This window comes from Jatrophihabitans sp. (assembly GCA_036389035.1).
GTDB lineage: Bacteria > Actinomycetota > Actinomycetes > Mycobacteriales > Jatrophihabitantaceae > Jatrophihabitans_A.
Map to the genome: position 1 here is coordinate 453,809 of DASVQQ010000007.1, position 21,182 is coordinate 474,990.

Sequence of the window (21,182 nt, forward strand, 5' to 3'; positions counted from 1 at the left end):
CCGCTGACAGGGCCCGAACGAGAAAAGGGCCGCAAACGAGAGAAGGGCCGCACCCGTGGGTGCGGCCCTTCTGTCACACTCGGAACTCAGATCGGGCGGACGTTCTCCGCCTGCGGGCCCTTCTGGCCCTGGGTGGTGTCGAACTCGACCCGCTGGTTCTCGTCCAGGCTCCGGTAGCCATCACTGGCGATCGCCGAGTAGTGGACGAAGACATCCGGTAGTCCGTCGCCGTCGGGAGCGATGAAGCCGAAGCCCTTTTCGCTGTTGAACCATTTGACGGTTCCCTGTGTCATGTGTCTTTCTCCTTGCTAAATGCGGTTCGGAGACCACACCGCGTGGCCTTCCGGGTTGTCGTCTTGTGTTACCCCGCCGTTCAGCCGAGAAGAACAAAACGCCCGCTGCGAGTACCCGCGGGCGTTCAGAGAAACGATCGTGGAAAACTGCAACTGCAACCGGGAAAACCGTAGCACGAATGCTCAGGCCGTTGTGCACCATCCCCACAGAACCGCGCGCGGGCCGGGACTGCCCGGCCGCAGGCACCTCGCAAGCCCCGAAAAGGGCGCATTTCTCGCTCCAGCCGCTCACTGGCCGCGGCGCGGTGGCAAGGCCGGCGCGAGCTGGTCCGCGCGGTCCCGGCGGCCTATGGGCCGATTTTGATCCCGGACCGGGCAACGGTATTGTTTACCTTTGTGCCCGGAGCCTCCGGGTGCTCACCTGTGTGCGTCGCAGGCACCTGCTGAGTCAAGCGGGTCGCTGATGCACCGGGGCCGTCCGGCAGCCTGCGGTGAAATCTTGTCGCGGACAGCCTTGGGATGGGGTGCGACACGCCCGACCCCGTGGACCGGATGGGAACAACAGCAGAGCAGACACGTTGCCGGGCGGTGAGCCTGGCGTGGCTGGAGAAGTCCAGCAGCGCCGGTGGATCTTTCCACGACGTACCGCAGACGAAGGGGAGATTGCAGGCCGCATGCCTACGATCCAGCAGCTGGTCCGCAAGGGTCGGCAGGACAAGATCAGCAAGACCAAGACCCCGGCGCTGAAGGGTTCTCCGCAGCGACGTGGTGTCTGCACGCGTGTGTACACCACCACGCCCAAGAAGCCGAACTCCGCGCTGCGCAAGGTCGCCCGCGTCCGGCTGACCAGCGGGATCGAAGTCACTGCCTACATCCCCGGTGTCGGGCACAACCTGCAGGAGCACTCCATCGTGCTGGTGCGCGGCGGCCGGGTGAAGGACCTCCCCGGTGTCCGTTACAAGATCATTCGCGGTTCGCTGGACACCCAGGGTGTGCGCGGCCGCAAGCAGTCTCGCAGCCGTTACGGCGCGAAGAAGGAGAAGAGCTAATGCCTCGTAAAGGCCCGGCTCCCAAGCGGCCCCTGGTCATCGACCCGGTCTACCAGTCCGGTCTGGTGACCCAGCTGGTGAACAAGATCCTCACCGACGGCAAGCGGTCCACCGCCGAGAGCATCGTCTACGGCGCGCTGGAAGGCTGCCGCGAGAAGAACGGCACCGACCCGGTGGTCACGCTCAAGCGCGCCCTGGACAACGTCAAGCCGACCCTCGAGGTGCGCAGCCGCCGCGTCGGTGGCGCGACCTACCAGGTTCCGGTCGAGGTCCGCACCCCCCGCCAGACCACGCTGGCCCTGCGCTGGCTGGTCGGCTACTCCCGGGCCCGCCGTGAGAAGACCATGACCGAACGCCTGATGAACGAGTTGCTGGACGCCAGCAACGGCCTGGGCGCCAGCGTCAAGCGCCGTGAGGACACCCACAAGATGGCCGAGTCGAACAAGGCCTTCGCGCACTACCGCTGGTAGGCGGCACCCGCCGACCCGGCGCCCATGTTCAGCCCGCAATTACACGAAGAAGGAATGATGGCCAACAACGTTGAGCTCGCCAAGACCCGCAACATCGGGATCATGGCGCATATCGACGCGGGCAAGACCACGACTACCGAGCGGATCCTGTACTACACCGGCATCAACTACAAGATCGGTGAGGTCCATGACGGCGCAGCCACCATGGACTGGATGGAGCAGGAGCAGGAGCGCGGTATCACGATCACGTCGGCCGCGACGAAGTGCACCTGGAAGAACCACGCCATCAACATCATCGACACGCCCGGGCACGTGGACTTCACCGTAGAGGTGGAGCGCTCGCTCCGGGTTCTCGACGGTGCGGTGGCGGTCTATGACGGTGTCGCCGGCGTCGAGCCGCAGACCGAGACCGTCTGGCGGCAGGCCGACAAGTACAGCGTGCCGCGGATGTGCTTCGTCAACAAGCTCGACCGCACCGGGGCCGACTTCTTCCGCTGTGTGCAGATGATGATCGAGCGGCTCAACGCCACCCCGCTGGTGCTGCAGATCCCGATCGGCAACGAGAGCGACTTCATCGGCGTCGTCGACCTGGTCGAGATGCGCGCGCTGACCTGGCGCGGGGAGACCGCGCTGGGCGAGGAGTTCGCCATCGAGGAGATTCCCGCCGAGCTGGCCGAGCAGGCCGCCGAGTGGCGCGAGAAGCTGATGGAGACCCTGTCCGACGCCGACGACGAGGTCGCCGAGGCCTACCTCAACGACCAGGAACTCACCGTCGCCGAGCTCAAGGCCGCGATCCGCCGGGCCACCCTGGCCGACAAGCTGAACCCGGTGCTGACAGGCTCGGCGTTCAAGAACAAGGGCGTCCAGCCGATGCTCGACGCGGTGGTGGACTTCCTGCCGTCGCCGCTGGACGTCGACCACATCGAGGGCCTGCTGATGGACGGCACCACCGTCGCCCAGCGTCGCGCCGATGAGTCCGAGCCGCTGTCGGCCCTGGCGTTCAAGATCGCCACCGACCCGCACCTGGGCAAGCTGACCTACGTCCGGATCTACTCGGGCGTGGTCGACAACGGCGCGCAGGTCCTGAACTCCACCAAGGACCGCAAGGAGCGCATCGGCAAGATCTACCAGATGCACGCCAACAAGCGTGAGGAGCTGCCCCGCGCCGGCGCCGGTGACATCATCGCCGTGGCCGGCCTGAAGCAGACCACCACCGGTGACACCCTGTGCGACCCGCAGAAGCCGATCGTGCTGGAGTCGATGACCTTTCCGGCGCCGGTCATCTCGGTGGCGATCGAGCCGAAGACCAAGAGCGACCAGGAGAAGCTGGGCGTCGCGATCCAGAAGCTGGCCGAGGAGGACCCGACCTTCCAGGTCCACGGTGACGAGGAGACCGGCCAGACCATCATCGCCGGCATGGGCGAGCTCCACCTGGAGATCCTGGTCGACCGGATGCGCCGGGAATTCAAGGTCGAGGCCAACGTCGGCAAGCCGCAGGTCGCCTACCGCGAGACCATCCGCCGGACGGTCGAGCGCGAGGACCTGACGTACAAGAAGCAGACCGGTGGCTCGGGCCAGTACGCCAAGGTGCAGATCCGGCTCGAGCCGCTGGAGCGCACCGCCGACGCCCCGGCCTACGAGTTCGTCAACGAGGTGACCGGCGGTCGCATCCCGAAGGAGTTCATTCCTTCGGTGGACCAGGGCGCGCAGGAGGCCATGCAGTACGGCATCCTGGCCGGCTACCCGCTGGTGGGCGTGCGCATGGCGCTCACCGACGGTGGCTACCACGACGTCGACTCCTCCGAGATGGCGTTCAAGATCGCCGGCTCGATGGTGTTCAAGGCGGCTGCCCGCAAGGCCGACCCGGTCCTGCTGGAGCCCATGATGGCGGTCGAGGTGATCACGCCCGAAGAGAACATGGGTGATGTGATCGGTGACCTCAACTCGCGGCGCGGTCAGATCCAGGCGATGGAGGAGCGTTCCGGCGCCCGAATCGTCCGGGCGCTCGTGCCGCTGTCGGAGATGTTCGGTTACGTCGGTGACCTGCGTTCCAAGACGCAGGGCCGGGCGAACTACTCGATGCAGTTCGACTCCTACGCCGAGGTTCCGACCAACGTGGCGAAGGAAATCATCGCGAAGGCGACGGGGCAGTAGCCCCGGCGCTCCCGGCATCACCCAATTCACAAGACCAAGTAGACGGCCAACAGCCCGACCAAAGGGAGAGGATCCACAGTGGCGAAGGCGAAGTTCGAGCGGACGAAGCCGCACGTCAACATCGGCACCATCGGTCACATCGACCATGGCAAGACGACGCTGACCGCAGCCATCACCAAGGTGCTGCACGACAAGTACCCGACCCTGAACCAGGCGTCGGCATTCGACCAGATCGACAAGGCGCCCGAAGAGCGTCAGCGCGGTATCACCATCTCGATCGCGCACGTCGAATACCAGACCGAAGCCCGTCACTACGCGCACGTCGACTGCCCCGGTCACGCCGACTACATCAAGAACATGATCACCGGCGCGGCGCAGATGGACGGCGCGATCCTGGTGGTCGCGGCCACCGACGGCCCGATGCCCCAGACCAAGGAGCACGTGCTGCTCGCCCGCCAGGTCGGCGTGCCCTACATCGTGGTGGCGCTGAACAAGTCGGACATGGTCGACGACGAGGAGATCCTCGAGCTCGTCGAGCTTGAGGTCCGCGAGCTGCTCAACCAGTACGAGTTCCCGGGTGACGATGCTCCGATCGTCCGGGTCTCGGCGCTGAAGGCGCTGGAAGGCGACGCCGAGTGGAGCGAGAAGCTGCTCGGGCTGATGGACGCCGTCGACGAGGCCATCCCGCAGCCGGTTCGCGAGACCGAGAAGCCGTTCCTGATGCCGGTCGAGGACGTGTTCACGATCACCGGTCGTGGCACCGTCGTCACCGGCCGGATCGAGCGCGGTGTCTTGAAGGTCAACGAGACCGTCGACATCATCGGCATCAAGGAAGGCAAGACCACCACCACGGTCACCGGAATCGAGATGTTCCGCAAGCTGCTGGATGAGGGTCAGGCCGGTGAGAACGTGGGTCTGCTGCTTCGTGGCATCAAGCGCGAAGACGTGGAGCGCGGCCAGGTCATCATCAAGCCGGGCACCACGACGCCGCACACCGACTTCGAGGCCAACGTCTACATCCTGTCCAAGGACGAGGGTGGCCGGCACACGCCGTTCTTCAACAACTACCGGCCGCAGTTCTACTTCCGGACCACGGACGTGACCGGTGTGGTGACCCTGCCCGAGGGCACCGAGATGGTCATGCCCGGTGACACCACCGAGATGACGGTCGCGCTGATCCAGCCGATCGCCATGGAAGAGGGTCTGCGGTTCGCGATCCGTGAAGGTGGCCGCACCGTCGGCGCCGGCCGGGTCACCAAGATCAACAAGTAACACGGTTCGAAGTTCGGCGGCCGGGCAGCCAGCTCGGGGCCCGGCCGCCGGAACTCCACCAGCACTGCTTCGATCCGTAGCCACGGATCGCGAGCTTGAACCTGAGCACCAGCTCGACCGCATCTGATCACAGACCAGTGCGAGCCTGGCGCGAGCACCATTCACCACAGTGAGGACGAGAAAGCCACCATGGCTGGACAGAAGATCCGCATCCGGCTCAAGGCCTATGACCACGAGGCCATTGACGCCAGCGCGCGAAAGATCGTCGAAACCGTGACGCGTACCGGCGCTCGCGTTGTCGGCCCGGTGCCCCTGCCGACCGAGAAGAACGTGTACTGCGTCATCCGCTCGCCGCACAAGTACAAGGACAGTCGCGAGCACTTCGAGATGCGGACCCACAAGCGTCTCATCGACATTCTCGACCCGACGCCGAAGACGGTCGACGCGCTGATGCGCATCGACCTGCCGGCCAGCGTCGACGTCAACATCCAGTAGCAGCGGTTAGCGAGAATTCATCATGACTAGTCAGAACAGAGTGATCCGCGGCATCCTGGGCGAGAAGCTCGGCATGACCCAGGTCTTCGACGCCAACAACCGGATCGTTCCGGTGACGGTGGTCAAGGCCGGGCCCTGCGTGGTGACTCAGATCCGGACCCAGGAGAAGGACGGCTACACCGCCGTCCAGCTCGCCTACGGCCAGATCGATCCGCGCAAGGTGACCAAGCCGCTGTCCGGTCACTTCCAGGCAGCCGGCGTAACGCCACGGCGCCACGTGATCGAGCTGCGCACCTCCTCGACCGAGGGCTACGAGGTCGGCCAGGAGTTCGGCGCGGACATCTTCGCCGACGGCGCGTCGGTGGACGTGACCGGAACCACCAAGGGCAAGGGCACCGCCGGTGTCATGAAGCGCCACGGGTTCCACGGCGTGTCGGCCTCGCACGGCTCGCACCGCAACCACCGCAAGCCAGGTTCGATCGGCGGCTGCTCGACACCCGGCCGGGTGTTCAAGGGCATGCGGATGTCCGGGCGGATGGGTGTCGACAAGCAGACCACCCAGAGCCTGCGCGTCATCCGGGTCGACGCCGAGCGCGGCCTGCTGCTCATCGAAGGCGCGGTGCCCGGCCCCAAGGGCGGCCTGGTGCTCGTCCGTACCGCAGTGAAGGGAGCCTGATCCGATGACTCTCACCGTTGACGTAGTCAGCCCGGCCGGCGTCGAGTCCGACCGCAGCTCGGTCGAGCTGCCCGCCGAGATCTTCGACGTGCCCACCAACATCGCCCTGATCCACCAGGTCGTGGTGGCTCAGCTCGCCGCCGCGCGGCAGGGCACCGCCTCGACCAAGACCCGCGGCGAGGTTCGCGGTGGCGGCAAGAAGCCGCATCGGCAGAAGGGCACCGGCCGGGCCCGGCAGGGCTCGACCCGCGCGCCGCAGTTCGCCGGTGGTGGCGTGGTGCACGGCCCCAAGCCGCGCTCCTACGACCAGCGCACCCCCAAGAAGATGAAGGCCGCCGCCCTGCGTGGCGCCCTGTCCGACCGGGCCCGCAACGGCCGGGTGCACGTCGCCTCGGCACTGGTCGCCGGCGACAGCCCGTCCACCAAGGCGATCACGGCCTCGCTGGCCTCGATGAGCACGGCCAAGAACATCCTGGTCGTCGTCCAGCGCACCGACGAGCTGAGCTGGAAGAGCCTGCGCAACCTGACCGGGGTCCACGTGCTGGAGCCGGGTCAGCTCAACACCTACGACGTGCTGATCTCCGATGACGTGATCTTCACCCTGGGCGCGCTGGAGACCTTCCTGGCCGGACCGGCCACCGGAAAGTCGGCCAAGGGCGCGGCGAGTTCGGCCGAGCTGGCCGATGACGACTCCGCCGCCCACGGCGAGACCCCGGTCGTGACCGAAGAGGATGAGAACTGATGTTTGACGATCACCGCGACGTGCTGCTCGCCCCGGTCATCTCCGAGAAGAGCTACGGCCTGCTGGACCAGAACAAGTACACCTTCGACGTCCACCCGGACGCCAACAAGACGCAGATCAAGATCGCTGTCGAGAAGGTTTTCAACGTCAAGGTGACGGATGTGAACACTCTCAATCGTCAGGGCAAGCGCAAGCGGACCCGATTCGGATACGGCACGCGCAAGAGCATCAAGCGCGCGGTCGTCACCCTTCGCGAGGGTGACCGCATCGAGGTCTTCGGCGGACCTGCGGCCTAGCGGGACACGGGACAGGAACGGACTTCAGATATGGGTATCCGCAAGTACAAGCCGACGACTCCCGGTCGCCGTGGTTCGAGTGTCGCCGACTTCGTCGAGGTCACCCGGACCACGCCGGAGAAGTCGCTGGTCCGACCGCTGCACAACCGCGGCGGCCGCAACAACACCGGCCACATCACCACCCGTCATCAGGGTGGTGGGCACAAGCGCGCCTACCGGCTGATCGACTTCCGCCGCAACGACAAGGACGGGGTGCCGGCCAAGGTCGCGCACATCGAGTACGACCCGAACCGGACCGCGCGGATCGCGTTGCTGCATTACGCCGACGGCGAGAAGCGCTACATCCTCGCGCCGCGGACGTTGAAGCAGGGCGACCAGATCGAGAACGGCCCGGGCGCTGACATCAAGGCGGGCAACGCGCTGCCGCTGCGCAACATCCCGGTCGGCACCACGGTGCACGCGATCGAGCTGCGGCCCGGTGGCGGCGCCAAGATCGCCCGCTCCGCCGGCGCCAGCGTGCAGCTGGTGGCCAAGGACGGCCCGTACGCCCAGCTGCGGATGCCCTCCGGTGAGATCCGCAACGTTGACGTGCGCTGCCGCGCCACCGTCGGCGAGGTCGGCAACGCCGAGCAGAGCAACATCAACTGGGGCAAGGCCGGCCGGATGCGGTGGAAGGGCAAGCGCCCGACCGTCCGAGGTGTGGCGATGAACCCGGTGGACCACCCGCACGGCGGTGGTGAGGGCAAGACCTCAGGTGGCCGGCACCCGGTCAACCCGGCCGGCAAGCCCGAAGGCCGTACCCGTACCCGCAAGGCGAGCGACGCGATGATCGTCCGCCGCCGCAAGTCAAACAAGAAGCGTTAGGACCAGCCATGCCTCGCTCGCTCAAGAAGGGCCCCTTCGTCGACGACCACCTGCTCAAGAAGGTGGATGTCCAGAACGACAAGGGCAGCAAGAACGTGATCAAGACCTGGTCGCGGCGCTCGACGATCATTCCGGACATGCTCGGGCACACCATCGCGGTGCACGACGGCCGCAAGCACGTCCCGGTGTTCGTGACCGAGGGCATGGTCGGCCACAAGCTCGGCGAGTTCGCCCCGACCCGCACCTTCCGGGGTCACATCAAGGATGACCGCCGGTCCCGCCGGTAGTCGCGCGCAACAGATCCGACAGTTCACCACCGATCAGCCAGATTTAAGGGATATCGCAGATGGCAGCCAACGAACCCGACGCAGATGTGCGGACCGCCTTCGCGCGGGCGTCGCAGGTCAACGTGACGCCCATGAAGGCGCGTCGCGTCATCGACCTGATTCGCAACAAGCCGGCATCGGACGCGCTCGCGGTGCTCAAGTTCGCACCGCAGGCAGCGTCGGAGCCGGTGGCGAAGGTTCTGGCCTCCGCGATCGCCAACGCCGAGAACAACTTCAACCTCGATCCCGAGACGCTGATCGTCTCGCGCGCCTTCGTCGACGAGGGTCCGACCCTCAAGCGGTTCCAGCCGCGGGCGCAGGGCCGGGCCTATCGGATCCGCAAGCGCACCAGCCACATCACCATCGAGGTCGAGAGCGTAGAGAGAGTCGCGAAGACCGGCTTGTCCTCGCGCACCACCGCCAAGAAGGGGAGCACCCGCTAATGGGGCAGAAAGTAAACCCGAACGGGTTCCGCCTCGGCATCACCACCGACTGGAAGAGTCGCTGGTTCGCCGACAAGAACTACGGCGAGTACGTCAAGGAGGACGTCGCGATCCGTCGCCTGATGTCCAAGGGGATGGAACGCGCCGGGATCGCCAAGGTGGAGATCGAGCGGACCCGCGACCGGGTCCGGGTCGACATCCACACCGCGCGGCCGGGCATCGTGATCGGCCGCCGGGGTGCTGAGGCCGACCGGATCCGCGGCGAGCTCGAGAAGCTCACCGGCAAGCAGGTCCAGCTCAACATCCTCGAGGTCAAGAACCCCGAAGCCGATGCCCAGCTGGTCGCCCAGGGTGTGGCCGAGCAGCTGTCCAACCGGGTCAGCTTCCGTCGCGCGATGCGCAAGAGCATGCAGTCGACCCTGAAGAGCCCGGGCGTCAAGGGCATCAGGGTGCAGTGCTCGGGCCGCCTCGGCGGCGCTGAGATGAGCCGCTCGGAGTTTTACCGCGAGGGCCGGGTGCCGCTGCACACGCTGCGCGCCAACATCGACTACGGCTTCTACGAGGCCCGTACCACCTTCGGCCGGATCGGTGTGAAGGTCTGGATCTACAAGGGCGAGGTTCCCACCGGTTCGCGTACCGAGCGCGAGGCCGCGGTCGCCGCCGAGGCCCTGCGCCAGCGTCGTGACCGGCCGGCTCGTCCGCGTCGTTCCGGCTCGCAGGGCACCACCGGCGTCTCGACCGAGGCAGGACGGGCAGCGGACGCCGGAGTCGAGACGCCGGCTGCCGCTGTCGCGGTTCAAGACACCGAGCCGGTTGACTCCCCGGTGGTCGACGCGCTGGCCGTAGAGGGCCGGGCCGTCGAGGCTCCGGTGACCGACACCGCCGAGACGCCGGCCGCCGGCAGTTCCGAGCCGGCAGCTGAGAACACCGAAAAAACTGAGGGCTGACATATGTTGATCCCACGGCGGGTTAAGCACCGCAAGCAGCACCACCCGGATCGCACCGGGCCTGCCAAGGGTGGCACCCGTGTCACCTTCGGCGAGTACGGCGTTCAGGCGCTCGAGCCTGCCTACATCACCAACCGGCAGATCGAGTCGGCGCGTATCGCCATCAACCGGCACATCCGCCGTGGTGGCAAGGTCTGGATCAACATCTACCCCGACCGGCCGCTGACCAAGAAGCCTGCCGAGACCCGGATGGGCTCGGGCAAGGGCTCGCCGGAATGGTGGATCGCCAACATCAAGCCGGGACGGGTGCTCTTCGAGCTGTCCTACCCGGATGAGAAGACGGCCAGGGAGGCCCTGACCCGGGCCATCCACAAGCTGCCCATGAAGTGCCGGATCGTGAAGCGGGAGGAGTTCTGATGGCTACCACGTCCAACACCAGCGAGCTTCGCGAGCTACACGACGAGGAACTGCAGACCCGGCTGCGGGAGTCCAAGGAAGAGCTGTTCAACCTGCGCTTCCAGATGGCTACCGGGCAACTGGACAACAACCGGCGGCTGCGCGTCGTGCGCCACGACATCGCTCGGATCTACACGATCCTGCGTGAGCGCGAGCTCGGCCTGTCGGTAGCACCTGAAGGAGGCGCTGCATGAGCACGGACGCAACCCCGGCCACCACCGGATCCGTTCGCGACGCCGACCGCAAGGTCCGTGAGGGCCTGGTCGTCAGCGACAAGATGGACAAGACCGTGGTGGTCGCGGTCGAGGACCGGGTCAAGCACCCGCTCTACGGCAAGGTCATCCGGCGCACCAACAAGCTCAAGGCTCACGACGAGGCCAACTCGGCCGGCGTCGGCGACCGGGTGCTGTTGATGGAGACCCGCCCGCTGTCGGCCACCAAGCGCTGGCGCGTGGTGGAGATCATCGAGCGCGCCAAGTAGTAAGGCTCGACGTCCTGCCCGGCTACCCGGGCAGGAGCAAGACGGCATAGTAAGGGCCCGCCACGAGGCCTGGTTAGCCACGATTTTGGGAGTAAGGCTGTGATTCAGCAGGAGTCGCGACTGCGCGTCGCCGACAACACCGGTGCCAAGGAGATCTTGTGCATCCGGGTGTTGGGCGGCTCGGGCCGTCGCTATGCGGGCATCGGCGACATCATCGTCGCGACCGTCAAGGACGCGTTGCCCGGCGCCGGTGTCAAGAAGGGTGACGTCGTCAAGGCGGTCATCGTCCGGACGGTGAAGGAGCGTCGGCGTGCTGACGGCTCCTACATCAGGTTCGACGAGAACGCCGCCGTGCTGATCAAGGCCGACGGCGAGCCGCGCGGCACCCGCATCTTCGGCCCGGTCGGGCGCGAACTGCGCGACAAGAAGTTCATGAAGATCATCTCGCTGGCTCCGGAGGTGCTGTAGCCATGAAGATCAAGAAGGGCGACGAGGTCGTCGTCATCGCAGGTAAGGACCGCGGCAAGTCCGGCAAGGTGATCGCGTCCTTCCCGGCTGAGAACAAGATCATCGTCGAGGGCGTCAACCGGGTCACCAAGCACACCCGGGTCTCGGCCAACGCCCGTGGCGCCAAGACCGGCGGCATCGTCAACCAGGAAGCCAAGGTCGACGCCAGCAACGTGATGGTGGTCGTGGACGGCCAGGCCACCCGGGTCGGATACCGCCGAGACGAAGAAACCGGCCGCAACGTCCGCGTTGCCCGCCGTACTGGAAAGGACCTGTGATGAGCACCGAGGCAAGCACCACCGAGGTGCCGGCGCCGCGGTTGAAGCTGCGTTACCGCAAGGAGATAGCGCCCGCGCTGCAGTCCCAGTTCTCCTACGCCAACCCCATGCAGATTCCCGGCGTGGTCAAGATCGTCGTCAACATGGGTGTCGGGCAGGCCGCCAAGGACGCCAAGCTGATGGACGGCGCGGTGCGCGACCTGACCCTGATCACCGGCCAGAAGCCGCTGGTGCAGAAGGCCCGGGTCTCCATCGCCCAGTTCAAGCTGCGCGAGGGCATGCCGATCGGCGCCAAGGTGACCCTGCGCGGTGACCGGATGTGGGAGTTCCTGGACCGGTTGCTGAGCCTGGCGCTGCCCCGGATCCGTGACTTCCGCGGGCTCTCGCCCAAGCAGTTCGACGGCAACGGCAACTACACCTTCGGTCTCAACGAGCAGTCGATGTTCCACGAGATCGACCCCGACACGATCGATCGCCCGCGTGGCATGGACATCACCATCGTCACGACGGCGACCAACGACGACGAGGGCCGCGCGCTGCTTCGCGCGCTCGGCTTCCCGTTCAAGGAGAACTAAGCCATGGCCAAGACTGCACTCAGGATCAAGGCGGCAGCCAAGCCGAAGTTCGCGGTTCGCGGGTACACCCGGTGCCAGCGCTGCGGCCGGTCCCAGGCCGTCTACAAGAAGTTCGGGCTGTGCCGGATCTGCCTGCGCGAGATGACCCATGCCGGCGAGCTGCCCGGCATGACCAAGTCGAGCTGGTAGCCCCAGACCTTCGCCTTCGCTGGCACCGCTCGATTTCTCAATCGAGCACCGATCAGGCAAACTTGTCTGGTTGTCCATGTTGCTTCGAAGCAGGCCCCGTCCGGATGCCGGATCGCAGGGGAACCGCTCCGAGAGAGGTAAGACCTTTGATGAACACGCTCTTCGCCGGCCCGAACCGCGAGGCCGCCTCATGACCATGACGGACCCCATCGCCGACATGCTGACCCGCCTGCGCAACGCCAACTCGGCGTTCCACGACACGGTGTCCATGCCGCACAGCAAGCTCAAGGCCCACATCGCCGAGATCCTGCAGCAGCAGGGTTACATCTCGGGCTTCCAGGTGACCGACACCGAGGGCGACCTGCCCGGCAAGGTGCTGACCCTGAACCTGAAGTACGGCCCCAACCGCGAGCGCAGCATCGCCGGCGTGCGCCGGGTGTCCAAGCCTGGTCTGCGGGTGTACGCCAAGTCCACCGGACTGCCGCGGGTGCTCGGTGGCCTGGGCATCGCCATCATCTCGTCCTCGTCCGGTCTGTTGACCGACCGGCAGGCCGCCAAGCGTGGAGTGGGTGGGGAAGTCCTCGCCTACGTCTGGTAGGGGAGCCCCACATGAGTCGCATCGGCAAGCTGCCGATCCCGGTCCCGAGCGGGGTGGAGGTCGCGATCGACGGCCAGCACGTCACCGTCAAGGGTCCCAAGGGCAGCCTTTCGCACGTCCTTTCCGAGCCGATCACGATCGCTCAGGAGGACGGCACGTTGAATGTGGTCCGTCCCGACGACGAGCGCGTGTCCAAGTCACTGCACGGGCTGTCCCGGACGTTGATCGCGAACATGGTGGTCGGAGTCACCTCCGGCTACATCAAGAATCTTGAGATCGTCGGCACCGGTTACCGGGTCGCGGCCAAGGGCGGTGACCTGGAGTTCGCTCTCGGGTTCAGCCACCCGGTCCTGATCACGGCGCCGGAGGGCATCTCGTTCAGAGTCGACTCCCCGACCCGGTTCGCCGTCGAAGGCATCGACAAGCAGAAGGTCGGCGAAGTGGCCGCCAACATCCGTAAGTTGCGCAAGCCTGACCCCTACAAGGGCAAGGGCGTGCGTTACCAGGGTGAGGTCGTCCGCCGCAAGGCCGGAAAGACGGGTAAGTAATGGCTGCCTCAGGAATCGTCAAGCGCGCACGGCGTTCGGCCGGAATCTCGGCCGGCCGCCGCACCAGCAAGGCCCGCCGGCACTTCCGGCTGCGCAAGAAGGTCGTGGGCACCGAAAGCCGGCCCCGGCTGGTCGTCAGCCGCTCGGCCCGGCACCTGTACGTGCAGTTGGTCGACGACAGCAAGGGCATCACGCTGGCCTCTGCCTCGACCTTCAAGCTGACCGAGGGTGACAAGACCGCCCAGGCCCGCCAGGTCGGCGCCGCCGTCGCCGAATCGGCCAAGGCGGTCGGCGTCACCAAGGTGGTGCTCGACCGTGGCGGCAACACCTACACCGGCCGGATCGCGGCGTTCGCCGACGCCGCCCGTGAAGGCGGCCTGGATTTCTGATGAGCCGCATCCTGAACAGCAACCCCATGCACATGTCCAGCAACAGTGAGGGAACAGCCTGATGGCCTCCGCAACCCAGGGAACGCAACGCGGCCCCCGCACCGGCGGCAACGAGCGCGCCGGCGGCAACGAGCGGGGTGGCCGCGACCGCCGGGACGGCCGTTCGGCTCCTGAGAAGAGCGCGCTGCTCGAGCGCGTCGTCACCATCAACCGGGTGGCCAAGGTCGTCAAGGGTGGTCGCCGGTTCAGCTTCACCGCACTGGTCGTCGTCGGCGACGGTGACGGCACCGTCGGCGTCGGCTACGGCAAGGCCAAGGAAGTCCCGGCCGCGATCGCCAAGGGCGTCGAGGAAGCCAAGAAGAACTTCTTCAAGGTGCCCCGGATCGCCCTGACCATCCCGCACCCGGTGCAGGGTGAGAAGGCCGCCGGAGTGGTGCTGCTCAAGCCGGCCAGCCCCGGTACCGGGGTCATCGCCGGTGGTCCGGTGCGCGCCGTCCTGGAGTGCGCGGGCATCCACGACATCCTCAGCAAGTCCCTCGGCTCGGACAACCCGATCAACATCGTGCACGCCACCGAGGCGGCCCTGAAGCAGCTGGTCCGTCCCGAAGAGGTGGCGGCCCGTCGCGGCCTGCCGCTGGAGGACGTGGCTCCGGCCGGTCTGCTGCGCGCCCGTGCCGGACAGGGGGGCTGAGCGATGGCCCGTCTGAAGATCACCCAGCTGCGCTCGGAGATCGGGTCCAAGGACAACCAGCGCCAGACGCTGCGCTCCCTGGGGCTGAAGCGAGTGCGCGACGTCGTCGTCAAGGAGGACCGGCCCGAGATCCGCGGCATGGTCCAGACCGTGACCCACCTGGTCTCGGTCGAGGAGGTTGAGTAGTCATGAGTGACGGTTTGCTGAAGGTTCACCACCTGCGTCCGGCGCCGGGGTCGAAATCGGCCAAGATCCGGGTCGGCCGCGGTGAGGGCGGCAGGCGGGGCAAGACCGCCGGGCGCGGCACCAAGGGCTCCAAGGCCCGGTACCAGGTCCCGGCCGGCTTCGAAGGCGGCCAGATGCCGATCCACATGCGGCTGCCCAAGCTCAAGGGCTTCCGCAACGCGTTCCGGGTCGAGTTCCAGGTGGTCAACGTCGCCAAGCTGGCCGAGCTGTTCCCCAACGGTGGAACGGTCTCGCCCGAGGCGATGGTCGAAGCCGGAGCCGTCCGCAAGGGCGCTCCGATCAAGGTTCTGGGCACCGGTGACCTCGGTGGCGTCAAGCTCGACGTGACCGCCCACGCCTTCTCGGCCAGCGCCGCGGAGAAGATCGCCGCGGCCGGCGGAAGCACGAGCACCCTGTAGCACCGGCGGCGCCGTCGCCGAATGGGCCCGGTTGCGCACCCGTAGCAGGGCCGGACAGGCAACTGTCCGGCCCACTGCGTATCGTTACCGGCTGCTTACGAACCGGTGGTAGAAAGTGCTCGGCTGTTAGGCTCGCACCCGAGGACACCGACTCGGCGCCGCACAGCAAGCCCCGGGGCCGGCGGCCGGCTCGGACCCACAACAGATAGACCTCGACCCACGCGCAGGAGGATGTGTGCTCAGCGCTTTCGCGTCTGCTTTCCGGACGCCAGACCTGCGTAAGAAGCTGCTCTTCACCCTGGCCATGATCGGGCTGTACCGGCTGGGTGCCGCCATACCGACGCCCAACACCGACACGGTCGCGATCAACCAGTGCATCAAGACGGCCAGTGGCGCCAGCCAGACCGCATACGCGCTCATCAACCTGTTCTCCGGTGGAGCGCTGCTGAAACTGTCGGTGTTCGCGCTGGGCATCATGCCCTACATTACCGCCAGCATCATCATCCAGCTCCTGGTCGTGGTGATCCCCCGGTTCGAGGCGCTGAAGAAAGAGGGCCAGTCCGGTCAGCAGAAGCTGACCCAGTACAGCCGGTACCTCACCATCGGCCTGGCGGTGCTGCAGTCCGCCGGTTTCATCGCCCTGGCACGCTCGGGCCAGCTGTTCTCGGGCTCGGTCAACTGCGAGCCGCTGTACCGCGAGTCGATCTTCGCCATGGGCACCATGGTCGTCATCATGACCGCCGGCACCGCGGTGGTGATGTGGCTCGGCGAGCTGATCACCGACCGGGGCGTCGGCAACGGCATGTCGATCCTGATGTTCGCCTCGATCGCCGCCCGGATCCCGTCCGAGGGCCAGGCGATCCTGAAGAACTCCGGCGCCTTCGCCTTCGTGCTGATCCTGATGCTGGGCTTCGCGATCATCGCGGCCGTGGTGTTCGTCGAGCAGGCGCAGCGCCGGATCCCGGTGCAGTACGCCAAGCGGATGATCGGGCGCCGGATGTACGGCGGCACCTCCACCTACCTGCCGATGAAGGTCAACATGGCCGGTGTCATCCCGGTCATCTTCGCCTCGTCGCTGCTCTACATCCCGCAGCTGCTTTCCCAGCTCAACGGCAACAGCACGTCCGGCCTGCAATTGTGGATCACCAACCACCTGCTCGATCAGCAGGATCCGATCCACATCATCATCTACTTCCTGCTGATCATCTTCTTCACCTACTTCTACGTCGGCATCACCTTCAACCCGGAGGAGCGGGCCGACGACATGAAGAAGTACGGCGGCTTCATCCCCGGCATCCGCCCGGGCCGCCCGACCGCGGAGTACCTGCAGTACGTGCTGTCCCGGATCACGCTGCCCGGCGCCCTCTACCTCGGCATCGTCGCCGTGATCCCGAACTTCTTCTTCTCGATGACCGGCGGCAACAACCAGAACTTCCCGTTCGGCGGCACCGCTGTGCTGATCATGGTGGGCGTGGCCCTGGACACGGTCAAGCAGATCGAAAGCCAGCTCATGCAACGCAACTACGAAGGGTTCTTGCGTTAATGGCAGGGCGTCGGCCCTGCCGGCAGCCGCGCCGGCCAGCGCGGACGCTGACGAGGCGGAGCGGGCCGGTGAGAACCTAGTGCGACTCGTCCTCGTAGGACCTCCGGGCGCGGGCAAGGGCACCCAGGCCGGCTTCATCGCCGAGCGCTTCTCCATCCCCCAGATCTCGACCGGCGACATCTTTCGGGCCAATGTCTCCGGCGGCACCAAACTAGGCAAGCTCGCGAAGTCCTTCATGGACGCCGGTGACCTGGTTCCCGACGCGGTGACCATCGCGATGGTGCGGGACCGGCTGGACGAGCCGGACACCGCCGCCGGCTTCCTGCTCGACGGTTTCCCGCGCAACGTGGCCCAGGCCTACGAACTCGACTCGGTGCTCGGTGACCTGGGCGCCTCCCTCGACGTCGTCTTAGAACTCGAGGTCGACAACGACGAGGTCGTGCGGCGGCTGTCCGGACGCCGGATGTGCCGCAAGTGCGGTCACATCTGGCACATCGAGTACGACCCCACCCAGTCCGGCGGTCGCTGTGACCTGTGCGGCGGCGAGCTGTTCCAGCGAGACGACGACCAGGCCGACACCGTCCGGCACCGGCTGGACGTCTACGCCGAGCAGACCGCGCCGCTGATCCAGTTCTACGACGGCCGCGGTCAGCTGGTGGTCGTGGACGCCCTGGGCCCGGTCGAGGATGTCACCGAGCGCGCCATCGCGGCCCTGACCAAAGCGATATCCTGACCCATCGTGCGCCGCCGTCGGGACGACATCGAGCTCAAGACCCCTGACCAGATCAGGTCGATGCGGGCGGCCGGCCTGGTGGTCGCGGCCGGCCTGGCGGCGATGACCGAGGCGGCCAAGCCCGGGGTGTCGACTCACGAACTCGATCAGATCGCCCGCCGGGTGCTGGCCGAGGCCGGAGCGGTGTCCTCCTTTCTCGGATACTCCGGCCCGCCGCCGTTCCCCGGCGTCATCTGCTCCTCACGCAATGCGAACGTGGTGCACGGCATCCCCAGCCAGGACGACCTGCTGGCGGACGGCGACCTGATCTCGCTGGACTTCGGGGCGATCGTCGACGGCTGGCACGGCGACGCCGCGGTCACCGTCGCGGTCGGCGAGGTGGTCGCTGACGCGCGGGCCCTGTCCGAAGCCTGCCGTACCGCGCTGTGGGACGGCATCGCCGCCGCCCGGGTCGGTGGCCGGCTCACCGACATCTCCCATGCGGTGCAGACCTCGGTGGGCAGGTCGGGCGAATTCGGCATCGTGGCCGGCTACGGCGGCCACGGCATCGGCACCTCGATGCACATGGACCCCCACATCCTCAATTACGGCAAGCCCGGCAAGGGGCCACAGCTGGTCGCCGGGATGACGCTGGCCATCGAGCCGATGATCACCCTCGGCTCGGCCCAGACCCGGCAGCTACCGGACAACTGGACGGTGCGAACCGCCGATGGCTCGCTGTCGGCCCACTGGGAGCACACGGTCGCGTTGCTGCCGGACGGGCTGTGGGTGCTGACCGCCCAGGACGGCGGCCGGGCCGAGCTGGGCGCCCGCGGCGTACCGATCAGCGCCCTTGCCGATTGAGCCCTGCCAGCTTCCGCACGGTGGCCGTTGTCAGGGTCGCGCGATAGGTTGGCTCTACCATCCGCCCAGCGAACGGAGACGGCCATGAGCATCGCCACGCCCGGCATGCAAGATCCTCAGCCGATCCGGACCATCGCCGAAGCAGGCAGCTACATCACTCGCGTCTGCTTCAAGCACGGTCCTCCCGCCAAGACCGGCATCGAGCTGGAATGGCTAGTGATCGACCCGCACGACCCCGACCGGCGACCGGACGCTCAGACGCTCGCGACGCTGCTCGGCCCGCACGCCCCCACCACCCTGGTTGCGAACAGCCCCGCCACGGCGCTGCCCCACGGTGGCTCGGTCACCGTCGAACCAGGCGGTCAACTCGAGATCTCCTCGCTTCCCGCAGCTTCGGTCACCGACCTCATCACTGCCATGTGCGCTGACATCCAGGCCCTGCGCGGGTTGCTGGCCCCGGCCGGGTTCGAGCTCTCCGACCTGGCGACAGATCCGTACCGGCACCCGCACCGCATCCTCCGGACCCCCCGCTATGACGCGATGGCCGACCGCTTCGACGAGTTCGGCCCGGCCGGACGGGTGATGATGTGCTCCACCGCGGCCACCCAGGTCTGCCTGGACCTCGGCACCCGCGCCGACGCCGCCGATCGGTGGCGGGCGGCCCACCAGCTCGGCCCGGTGCTGCTGGCCGCCTTCGCCAACTCCCCTCGAACGGCTGGTGAGCTGGTGCCCGACGCGGCCTCGACCAGGATGTCGTCCTGGTGGCAGCTGGACCCCGAGCGCACCCAGCCGCCGAAGTCGGCAGAGCTGGACGGCTATGCCCAGCGAGTCCTGGACTCCCGGGTGCTGGCCCGGCGGCGAGTGACCGGCGACTGGCGTCTGGAGCAGCCGCTGACACTGCGGGAGTGGATCGAGTCCGGTGAGCTGCTGAGCACCGCCGACATCGACCTGCACCTGTCCATGTTGTTCCCGCCGGTGCGCCCGCAGGGGTACCTGGAGATCCGCTATCTCGACGCCCAGCCCGGTGACGAATGGATAGCGCCGCTGGCGCTGCTGGCGGCGCTGTTCGCCGGTCCGCAGTCAGTCCGGCAGGTGCTGCGCTGCTGCGCCGAAGGAGCTGATCGCTGGCAGCAGGCCACCGAGCACGGACTGGCCGACCCGGTGCTGCGGGACAGTGCCGCTCGACTGCTCGACATCGCCACTCCGGGCCTGGACGGCCTCGGCCTGCCACCGGCGGTCCGGCAAAAGGTCGACCGGGTGCTGCACCGCCGGCTCTGCCAGGCGATCAGCCCAGCCTCGGAGGCGCTGGTCGCGGAGGGCCGCCGATGACCCCGCCGACCGGCGGCGCCGACCTGAGCCTGCTCAGTGACGCCGCCCTGCGTGAACACATCGCCGCCGAGCTGACCCGGACCAGGCTGCGCAGCGCGGCGCTGACCGAGGCGGTGGACGAGCCGGAGCTGGTCAGCCAGCACTCGCCGCTGATGTCGCCGCTGGTGTGGGACTACGCCCACATCGCCAACCAGGAGGAGATCTGGCTGGTCCGCGACGTCGGCGGCCGTGAGGCGGTCCGCGCCGACATCGACCAGATGTATGACGCGTTCAAGAATTCCCGCGCCGACCGTCCGTCGTTGCCGTTGCTGTCACCCACCCAGGCCCGCGGCTATGCCGGCCAGGTCCGGCAGAAGGTGCTCGACGTCCTGGATCGGGCGCCGTTGAACGTCAGCCGGCTCACCGAGTCCGGTTTCGCGTTCGGCATGGTGGTGCAGCACGAGCAGCAGCACGACGAGACCATGCTGGCCACTCACCAGCTACGCCGCTCCGGGCCGCCGTTGCAGGCCGCGCCGCCGCCGCGGCCGGCTGTCGCGCCGGCGCTGGCTGAGGAGGTGCTGATACCCGCGGGTGAGTTCACGATGGGCACCTCGACCGAAGCCTGGGCGCTGGACAACGAGCGACCGGCCCATTCGGTGCACGTCGACGCCTTCTTCCTCGACACGACTCCGGTGACCAATGGCGACTACCTGCGGTTCATCGACGCCGGCGGCTATGACCAGCGGCGCTGGTGGACCGCGCCGGGTTGGGAGCATCGTCAGCGGGCGGGGTTGACCGCGCCGCTGTTCTGGAGCAGGGACGGCAGCGGCTCGTGGTGGCGGCGCAGCTTCGGCAACCTGATCCCGGTCGGCGACGACGAGCCGGTGCTGCACGTGTGCCTGTACGAGGCTCAGGCCTATGCCGCGTGGGCCGGCCGCCGGTTGCCTACCGAGGCCGAGTGGGAGAAGGCGGCCCGGTGGGATCCGGTCTCGCAACGGTCGCGTCGCTACCCCTGGGGCGATGAGGACCCGACGCCGGAACGGGCCAACCTTGGCCAGCGGCATCTGCGGCCGGCGCCGGCCGGCAGCTATCCGGCAGGCGCGTCGGCCTATGGAGTGCACCAGCTGATCGGCGACGTCTGGGAATGGACCTCCTCCATCTTCGCCGCCTATACCGGCTTCGAGGTGTTCCCGTACGCCGAGTACTCCGAGGTCTTCTTCGGCGAGGACTACTACGTGCTGCGGGGGGGCTCGTTCGGCACCGACCAGGCGGCCTGCCGAGGCACCTTCCGCAACTGGGACTACCCGATCCGGCGGCAGATCTTCGCCGGGTTTCGGACTGCCCGCGACGCCGAGCCGAGCTGATCTCCAGC

At 67.2% G+C, this 21,182-nt stretch carries 30 protein-coding genes and 1 pseudogene; 30 read left to right on the forward strand and 1 reads right to left on the reverse strand.

Annotated features, from left to right (window positions below):
* Positions 1-86 precede the first annotated feature (86 nt).
* Positions 87-293: a cold-shock protein gene (locus VF557_04700; GenBank protein HEX8079484.1), complete on the reverse strand. Its 207-nt coding sequence runs from the start codon at positions 291-293 to the stop codon at positions 87-89.
* 674 nt (positions 294-967) lie between these two features.
* On the opposite strand from VF557_04700, the gene rpsL reads away from it, so the two are divergent.
* The 30 genes and pseudogenes from rpsL (at position 968) to egtB (ending at position 21,174) form a co-directional block, all read left to right on the forward strand.
* Positions 968-1,342: a 30S ribosomal protein S12 gene (gene rpsL / locus VF557_04705; GenBank protein ID HEX8079485.1), complete on the forward strand. Its 375-nt coding sequence runs from the start codon at positions 968-970 to the stop codon at positions 1,340-1,342.
* Complete coding sequence (gene rpsG, locus VF557_04710; protein HEX8079486.1) at positions 1,342-1,812, forward strand: 30S ribosomal protein S7; 471 nt, start codon at positions 1,342-1,344, stop codon at positions 1,810-1,812. The genes rpsL and rpsG overlap by 1 nt, the downstream gene beginning before the upstream one ends.
* 57 nt (positions 1,813-1,869) lie before the next feature.
* A complete protein-coding gene (gene fusA / locus VF557_04715; protein HEX8079487.1) occupies positions 1,870-3,966 on the forward strand; it encodes an elongation factor G in 2,097 nt (698 codons plus the stop codon).
* A 78-nt stretch (positions 3,967-4,044) separates the two neighbouring features.
* Positions 4,045-5,238, forward strand: a complete 1,194-nt coding sequence (tuf, locus tag VF557_04720; protein HEX8079488.1) for an elongation factor Tu — start codon at positions 4,045-4,047, stop codon at positions 5,236-5,238.
* Between the two features lie 189 nt (positions 5,239-5,427).
* Positions 5,428-5,733 (forward strand): 30S ribosomal protein S10, encoded by a 306-nt coding sequence (rpsJ, locus tag VF557_04725; protein ID HEX8079489.1) that lies wholly within the window; start codon positions 5,428-5,430, stop codon positions 5,731-5,733.
* Positions 5,734-5,755: 22 nt separating this feature from the next.
* Complete coding sequence (gene rplC, locus VF557_04730; GenBank protein HEX8079490.1) at positions 5,756-6,409, forward strand: 50S ribosomal protein L3; 654 nt, start codon at positions 5,756-5,758, stop codon at positions 6,407-6,409.
* A gap of 4 nt (positions 6,410-6,413) precedes the next feature.
* Positions 6,414-7,151 (forward strand): 50S ribosomal protein L4, encoded by a 738-nt coding sequence (gene rplD / locus VF557_04735; GenBank protein HEX8079491.1) that lies wholly within the window; start codon positions 6,414-6,416, stop codon positions 7,149-7,151.
* Complete coding sequence (rplW, locus tag VF557_04740; protein HEX8079492.1) at positions 7,151-7,447, forward strand: 50S ribosomal protein L23; 297 nt, start codon at positions 7,151-7,153, stop codon at positions 7,445-7,447. Before rplD ends, rplW begins: the two co-directional genes overlap by 1 nt.
* 30 nt (positions 7,448-7,477) lie before the next feature.
* Positions 7,478-8,311 (forward strand): 50S ribosomal protein L2, encoded by an 834-nt coding sequence (rplB, locus tag VF557_04745; GenBank protein HEX8079493.1) that lies wholly within the window; start codon positions 7,478-7,480, stop codon positions 8,309-8,311.
* 8 nt (positions 8,312-8,319) lie between these two features.
* Complete coding sequence (gene rpsS / locus VF557_04750; protein HEX8079494.1) at positions 8,320-8,598, forward strand: 30S ribosomal protein S19; 279 nt, start codon at positions 8,320-8,322, stop codon at positions 8,596-8,598.
* A 59-nt stretch (positions 8,599-8,657) separates the two neighbouring features.
* Complete coding sequence (gene rplV, locus VF557_04755) at positions 8,658-9,080, forward strand: 50S ribosomal protein L22 (protein ID HEX8079495.1); 423 nt, start codon at positions 8,658-8,660, stop codon at positions 9,078-9,080.
* Positions 9,080-9,700, forward strand: a pseudogene (gene rpsC / locus VF557_04760) (30S ribosomal protein S3). Before rplV ends, rpsC begins: the two are co-directional and overlap by 1 nt.
* A gap of 330 nt (positions 9,701-10,030) precedes the next feature.
* Positions 10,031-10,444 carry a 50S ribosomal protein L16 gene (gene rplP / locus VF557_04765; GenBank protein ID HEX8079496.1) on the forward strand — a complete coding sequence of 138 codons (414 nt, stop codon included), beginning with the start codon at positions 10,031-10,033 and terminating at the stop codon, positions 10,442-10,444.
* Positions 10,444-10,677, forward strand: coding sequence for a 50S ribosomal protein L29 (gene rpmC, locus VF557_04770; protein HEX8079497.1), 234 nt, complete (start codon positions 10,444-10,446; stop codon positions 10,675-10,677). Before rplP ends, rpmC begins: the two co-directional genes overlap by 1 nt.
* Positions 10,674-10,964 (forward strand): 30S ribosomal protein S17, encoded by a 291-nt coding sequence (gene rpsQ, locus VF557_04775; GenBank protein HEX8079498.1) that lies wholly within the window; start codon positions 10,674-10,676, stop codon positions 10,962-10,964. The genes rpmC and rpsQ overlap by 4 nt, the downstream gene beginning before the upstream one ends.
* 99 nt (positions 10,965-11,063) lie before the next feature.
* Positions 11,064-11,432, forward strand: a complete 369-nt coding sequence (gene rplN, locus VF557_04780; protein HEX8079499.1) for a 50S ribosomal protein L14 — start codon at positions 11,064-11,066, stop codon at positions 11,430-11,432.
* 2 nt (positions 11,433-11,434) lie between these two features.
* Complete coding sequence (rplX, locus tag VF557_04785; GenBank protein ID HEX8079500.1) at positions 11,435-11,749, forward strand: 50S ribosomal protein L24; 315 nt, start codon at positions 11,435-11,437, stop codon at positions 11,747-11,749.
* Positions 11,749-12,324, forward strand: coding sequence for a 50S ribosomal protein L5 (gene rplE, locus VF557_04790; protein ID HEX8079501.1), 576 nt, complete (start codon positions 11,749-11,751; stop codon positions 12,322-12,324). Before rplX ends, rplE begins: the two co-directional genes overlap by 1 nt.
* Positions 12,325-12,327: 3 nt before the next feature.
* A complete protein-coding gene (locus VF557_04795) occupies positions 12,328-12,513 on the forward strand; it encodes a type Z 30S ribosomal protein S14 (protein HEX8079502.1) in 186 nt (61 codons plus the stop codon).
* 190 nt (positions 12,514-12,703) lie between these two features.
* The gene (rpsH, locus tag VF557_04800; GenBank protein ID HEX8079503.1) at positions 12,704-13,111 is read left to right on the forward strand and encodes a 30S ribosomal protein S8; all 408 of its coding nucleotides are present in this window, start codon (positions 12,704-12,706) and stop codon (positions 13,109-13,111) included.
* An 11-nt stretch (positions 13,112-13,122) separates the two neighbouring features.
* Positions 13,123-13,659 carry a 50S ribosomal protein L6 gene (gene rplF, locus VF557_04805; protein HEX8079504.1) on the forward strand — a complete coding sequence of 179 codons (537 nt, stop codon included), beginning with the start codon at positions 13,123-13,125 and terminating at the stop codon, positions 13,657-13,659.
* Positions 13,659-14,048 (forward strand): 50S ribosomal protein L18, encoded by a 390-nt coding sequence (gene rplR / locus VF557_04810; GenBank protein HEX8079505.1) that lies wholly within the window; start codon positions 13,659-13,661, stop codon positions 14,046-14,048. Before rplF ends, rplR begins: the two co-directional genes overlap by 1 nt.
* A gap of 61 nt (positions 14,049-14,109) precedes the next feature.
* Entirely contained in the window at positions 14,110-14,739 is a 630-nt protein-coding gene (rpsE, locus tag VF557_04815) for a 30S ribosomal protein S5 (protein ID HEX8079506.1), read from the forward strand.
* A 3-nt stretch (positions 14,740-14,742) separates the two neighbouring features.
* On the forward strand, positions 14,743-14,925 hold the full coding sequence (rpmD, locus tag VF557_04820) for a 50S ribosomal protein L30 (protein ID HEX8079507.1): 183 nt from the start codon (positions 14,743-14,745) through the stop codon (positions 14,923-14,925).
* Positions 14,926-14,927: 2 nt separating this feature from the next.
* On the forward strand, positions 14,928-15,383 hold the full coding sequence (gene rplO, locus VF557_04825) for a 50S ribosomal protein L15 (protein ID HEX8079508.1): 456 nt from the start codon (positions 14,928-14,930) through the stop codon (positions 15,381-15,383).
* Between the two features lie 235 nt (positions 15,384-15,618).
* Positions 15,619-16,926 carry a preprotein translocase subunit SecY gene (gene secY / locus VF557_04830; GenBank protein HEX8079509.1) on the forward strand — a complete coding sequence of 436 codons (1,308 nt, stop codon included), beginning with the start codon at positions 15,619-15,621 and terminating at the stop codon, positions 16,924-16,926.
* Between the two features lie 79 nt (positions 16,927-17,005).
* A complete protein-coding gene (locus tag VF557_04835) occupies positions 17,006-17,659 on the forward strand; it encodes an adenylate kinase (protein HEX8079510.1) in 654 nt (217 codons plus the stop codon).
* A gap of 6 nt (positions 17,660-17,665) precedes the next feature.
* The gene (gene map, locus VF557_04840) at positions 17,666-18,502 is read left to right on the forward strand and encodes a type I methionyl aminopeptidase (protein ID HEX8079511.1); all 837 of its coding nucleotides are present in this window, start codon (positions 17,666-17,668) and stop codon (positions 18,500-18,502) included.
* 84 nt (positions 18,503-18,586) lie between these two features.
* A complete protein-coding gene (locus tag VF557_04845; GenBank protein ID HEX8079512.1) occupies positions 18,587-19,831 on the forward strand; it encodes a glutamate-cysteine ligase family protein in 1,245 nt (414 codons plus the stop codon).
* Positions 19,828-21,174 carry an ergothioneine biosynthesis protein EgtB gene (gene egtB / locus VF557_04850; GenBank protein ID HEX8079513.1) on the forward strand — a complete coding sequence of 449 codons (1,347 nt, stop codon included), beginning with the start codon at positions 19,828-19,830 and terminating at the stop codon, positions 21,172-21,174. The genes VF557_04845 and egtB overlap by 4 nt, the downstream gene beginning before the upstream one ends.
* Positions 21,175-21,182: the final 8 nt, after the last annotated feature.

What these genes read in the sequence shown, in the direction of transcription:
- rplF (HEX8079504.1), top strand. Translation starts at nt 13,123, where the DNA reads ATGAGTCGCATCGGCAAGCTGCCGATCCCGGTCCCGAGCGGGGTGGAG.
- rplD (HEX8079491.1), top strand. Translation starts at nt 6,414, where the DNA reads ATGACTCTCACCGTTGACGTAGTCAGCCCGGCCGGCGTCGAGTCCGAC.
- rplP (HEX8079496.1), top strand. Translation starts at nt 10,031, where the DNA reads ATGTTGATCCCACGGCGGGTTAAGCACCGCAAGCAGCACCACCCGGAT.
- rpsL (HEX8079485.1), top strand. Translation starts at nt 968, where the DNA reads ATGCCTACGATCCAGCAGCTGGTCCGCAAGGGTCGGCAGGACAAGATC.
- rpsE (HEX8079506.1), top strand. Translation starts at nt 14,110, where the DNA reads ATGGCCTCCGCAACCCAGGGAACGCAACGCGGCCCCCGCACCGGCGGC.
- VF557_04845 (HEX8079512.1), top strand. Translation starts at nt 18,587, where the DNA reads ATGAGCATCGCCACGCCCGGCATGCAAGATCCTCAGCCGATCCGGACC.
- rplB (HEX8079493.1), top strand. Translation starts at nt 7,478, where the DNA reads ATGGGTATCCGCAAGTACAAGCCGACGACTCCCGGTCGCCGTGGTTCG.
- rpsQ (HEX8079498.1), top strand. Translation starts at nt 10,674, where the DNA reads ATGAGCACGGACGCAACCCCGGCCACCACCGGATCCGTTCGCGACGCC.
- rpsJ (HEX8079489.1), top strand. Translation starts at nt 5,428, where the DNA reads ATGGCTGGACAGAAGATCCGCATCCGGCTCAAGGCCTATGACCACGAG.
- rplV (HEX8079495.1), top strand. Translation starts at nt 8,658, where the DNA reads ATGGCAGCCAACGAACCCGACGCAGATGTGCGGACCGCCTTCGCGCGG.
- rpsS (HEX8079494.1), top strand. Translation starts at nt 8,320, where the DNA reads ATGCCTCGCTCGCTCAAGAAGGGCCCCTTCGTCGACGACCACCTGCTC.
- VF557_04700 (HEX8079484.1), bottom strand. Translation starts at nt 293, where the DNA reads ATGACACAGGGAACCGTCAAATGGTTCAACAGCGAAAAGGGCTTCGGC.
- rplE (HEX8079501.1), top strand. Translation starts at nt 11,749, where the DNA reads ATGAGCACCGAGGCAAGCACCACCGAGGTGCCGGCGCCGCGGTTGAAG.
- rplX (HEX8079500.1), top strand. Translation starts at nt 11,435, where the DNA reads ATGAAGATCAAGAAGGGCGACGAGGTCGTCGTCATCGCAGGTAAGGAC.
- rplR (HEX8079505.1), top strand. Translation starts at nt 13,659, where the DNA reads ATGGCTGCCTCAGGAATCGTCAAGCGCGCACGGCGTTCGGCCGGAATC.
- rpmC (HEX8079497.1), top strand. Translation starts at nt 10,444, where the DNA reads ATGGCTACCACGTCCAACACCAGCGAGCTTCGCGAGCTACACGACGAG.
- rpsG (HEX8079486.1), top strand. Translation starts at nt 1,342, where the DNA reads ATGCCTCGTAAAGGCCCGGCTCCCAAGCGGCCCCTGGTCATCGACCCG.
- VF557_04795 (HEX8079502.1), top strand. Translation starts at nt 12,328, where the DNA reads ATGGCCAAGACTGCACTCAGGATCAAGGCGGCAGCCAAGCCGAAGTTC.
- rpmD (HEX8079507.1), top strand. Translation starts at nt 14,743, where the DNA reads ATGGCCCGTCTGAAGATCACCCAGCTGCGCTCGGAGATCGGGTCCAAG.
- rpsH (HEX8079503.1), top strand. Translation starts at nt 12,704, where the DNA reads ATGACCATGACGGACCCCATCGCCGACATGCTGACCCGCCTGCGCAAC.
- egtB (HEX8079513.1), top strand. Translation starts at nt 19,828, where the DNA reads ATGACCCCGCCGACCGGCGGCGCCGACCTGAGCCTGCTCAGTGACGCC.
- rplO (HEX8079508.1), top strand. Translation starts at nt 14,928, where the DNA reads ATGAGTGACGGTTTGCTGAAGGTTCACCACCTGCGTCCGGCGCCGGGG.
- rplW (HEX8079492.1), top strand. Translation starts at nt 7,151, where the DNA reads ATGTTTGACGATCACCGCGACGTGCTGCTCGCCCCGGTCATCTCCGAG.
- rplC (HEX8079490.1), top strand. Translation starts at nt 5,756, where the DNA reads ATGACTAGTCAGAACAGAGTGATCCGCGGCATCCTGGGCGAGAAGCTC.
- fusA (HEX8079487.1), top strand. Translation starts at nt 1,870, where the DNA reads ATGGCCAACAACGTTGAGCTCGCCAAGACCCGCAACATCGGGATCATG.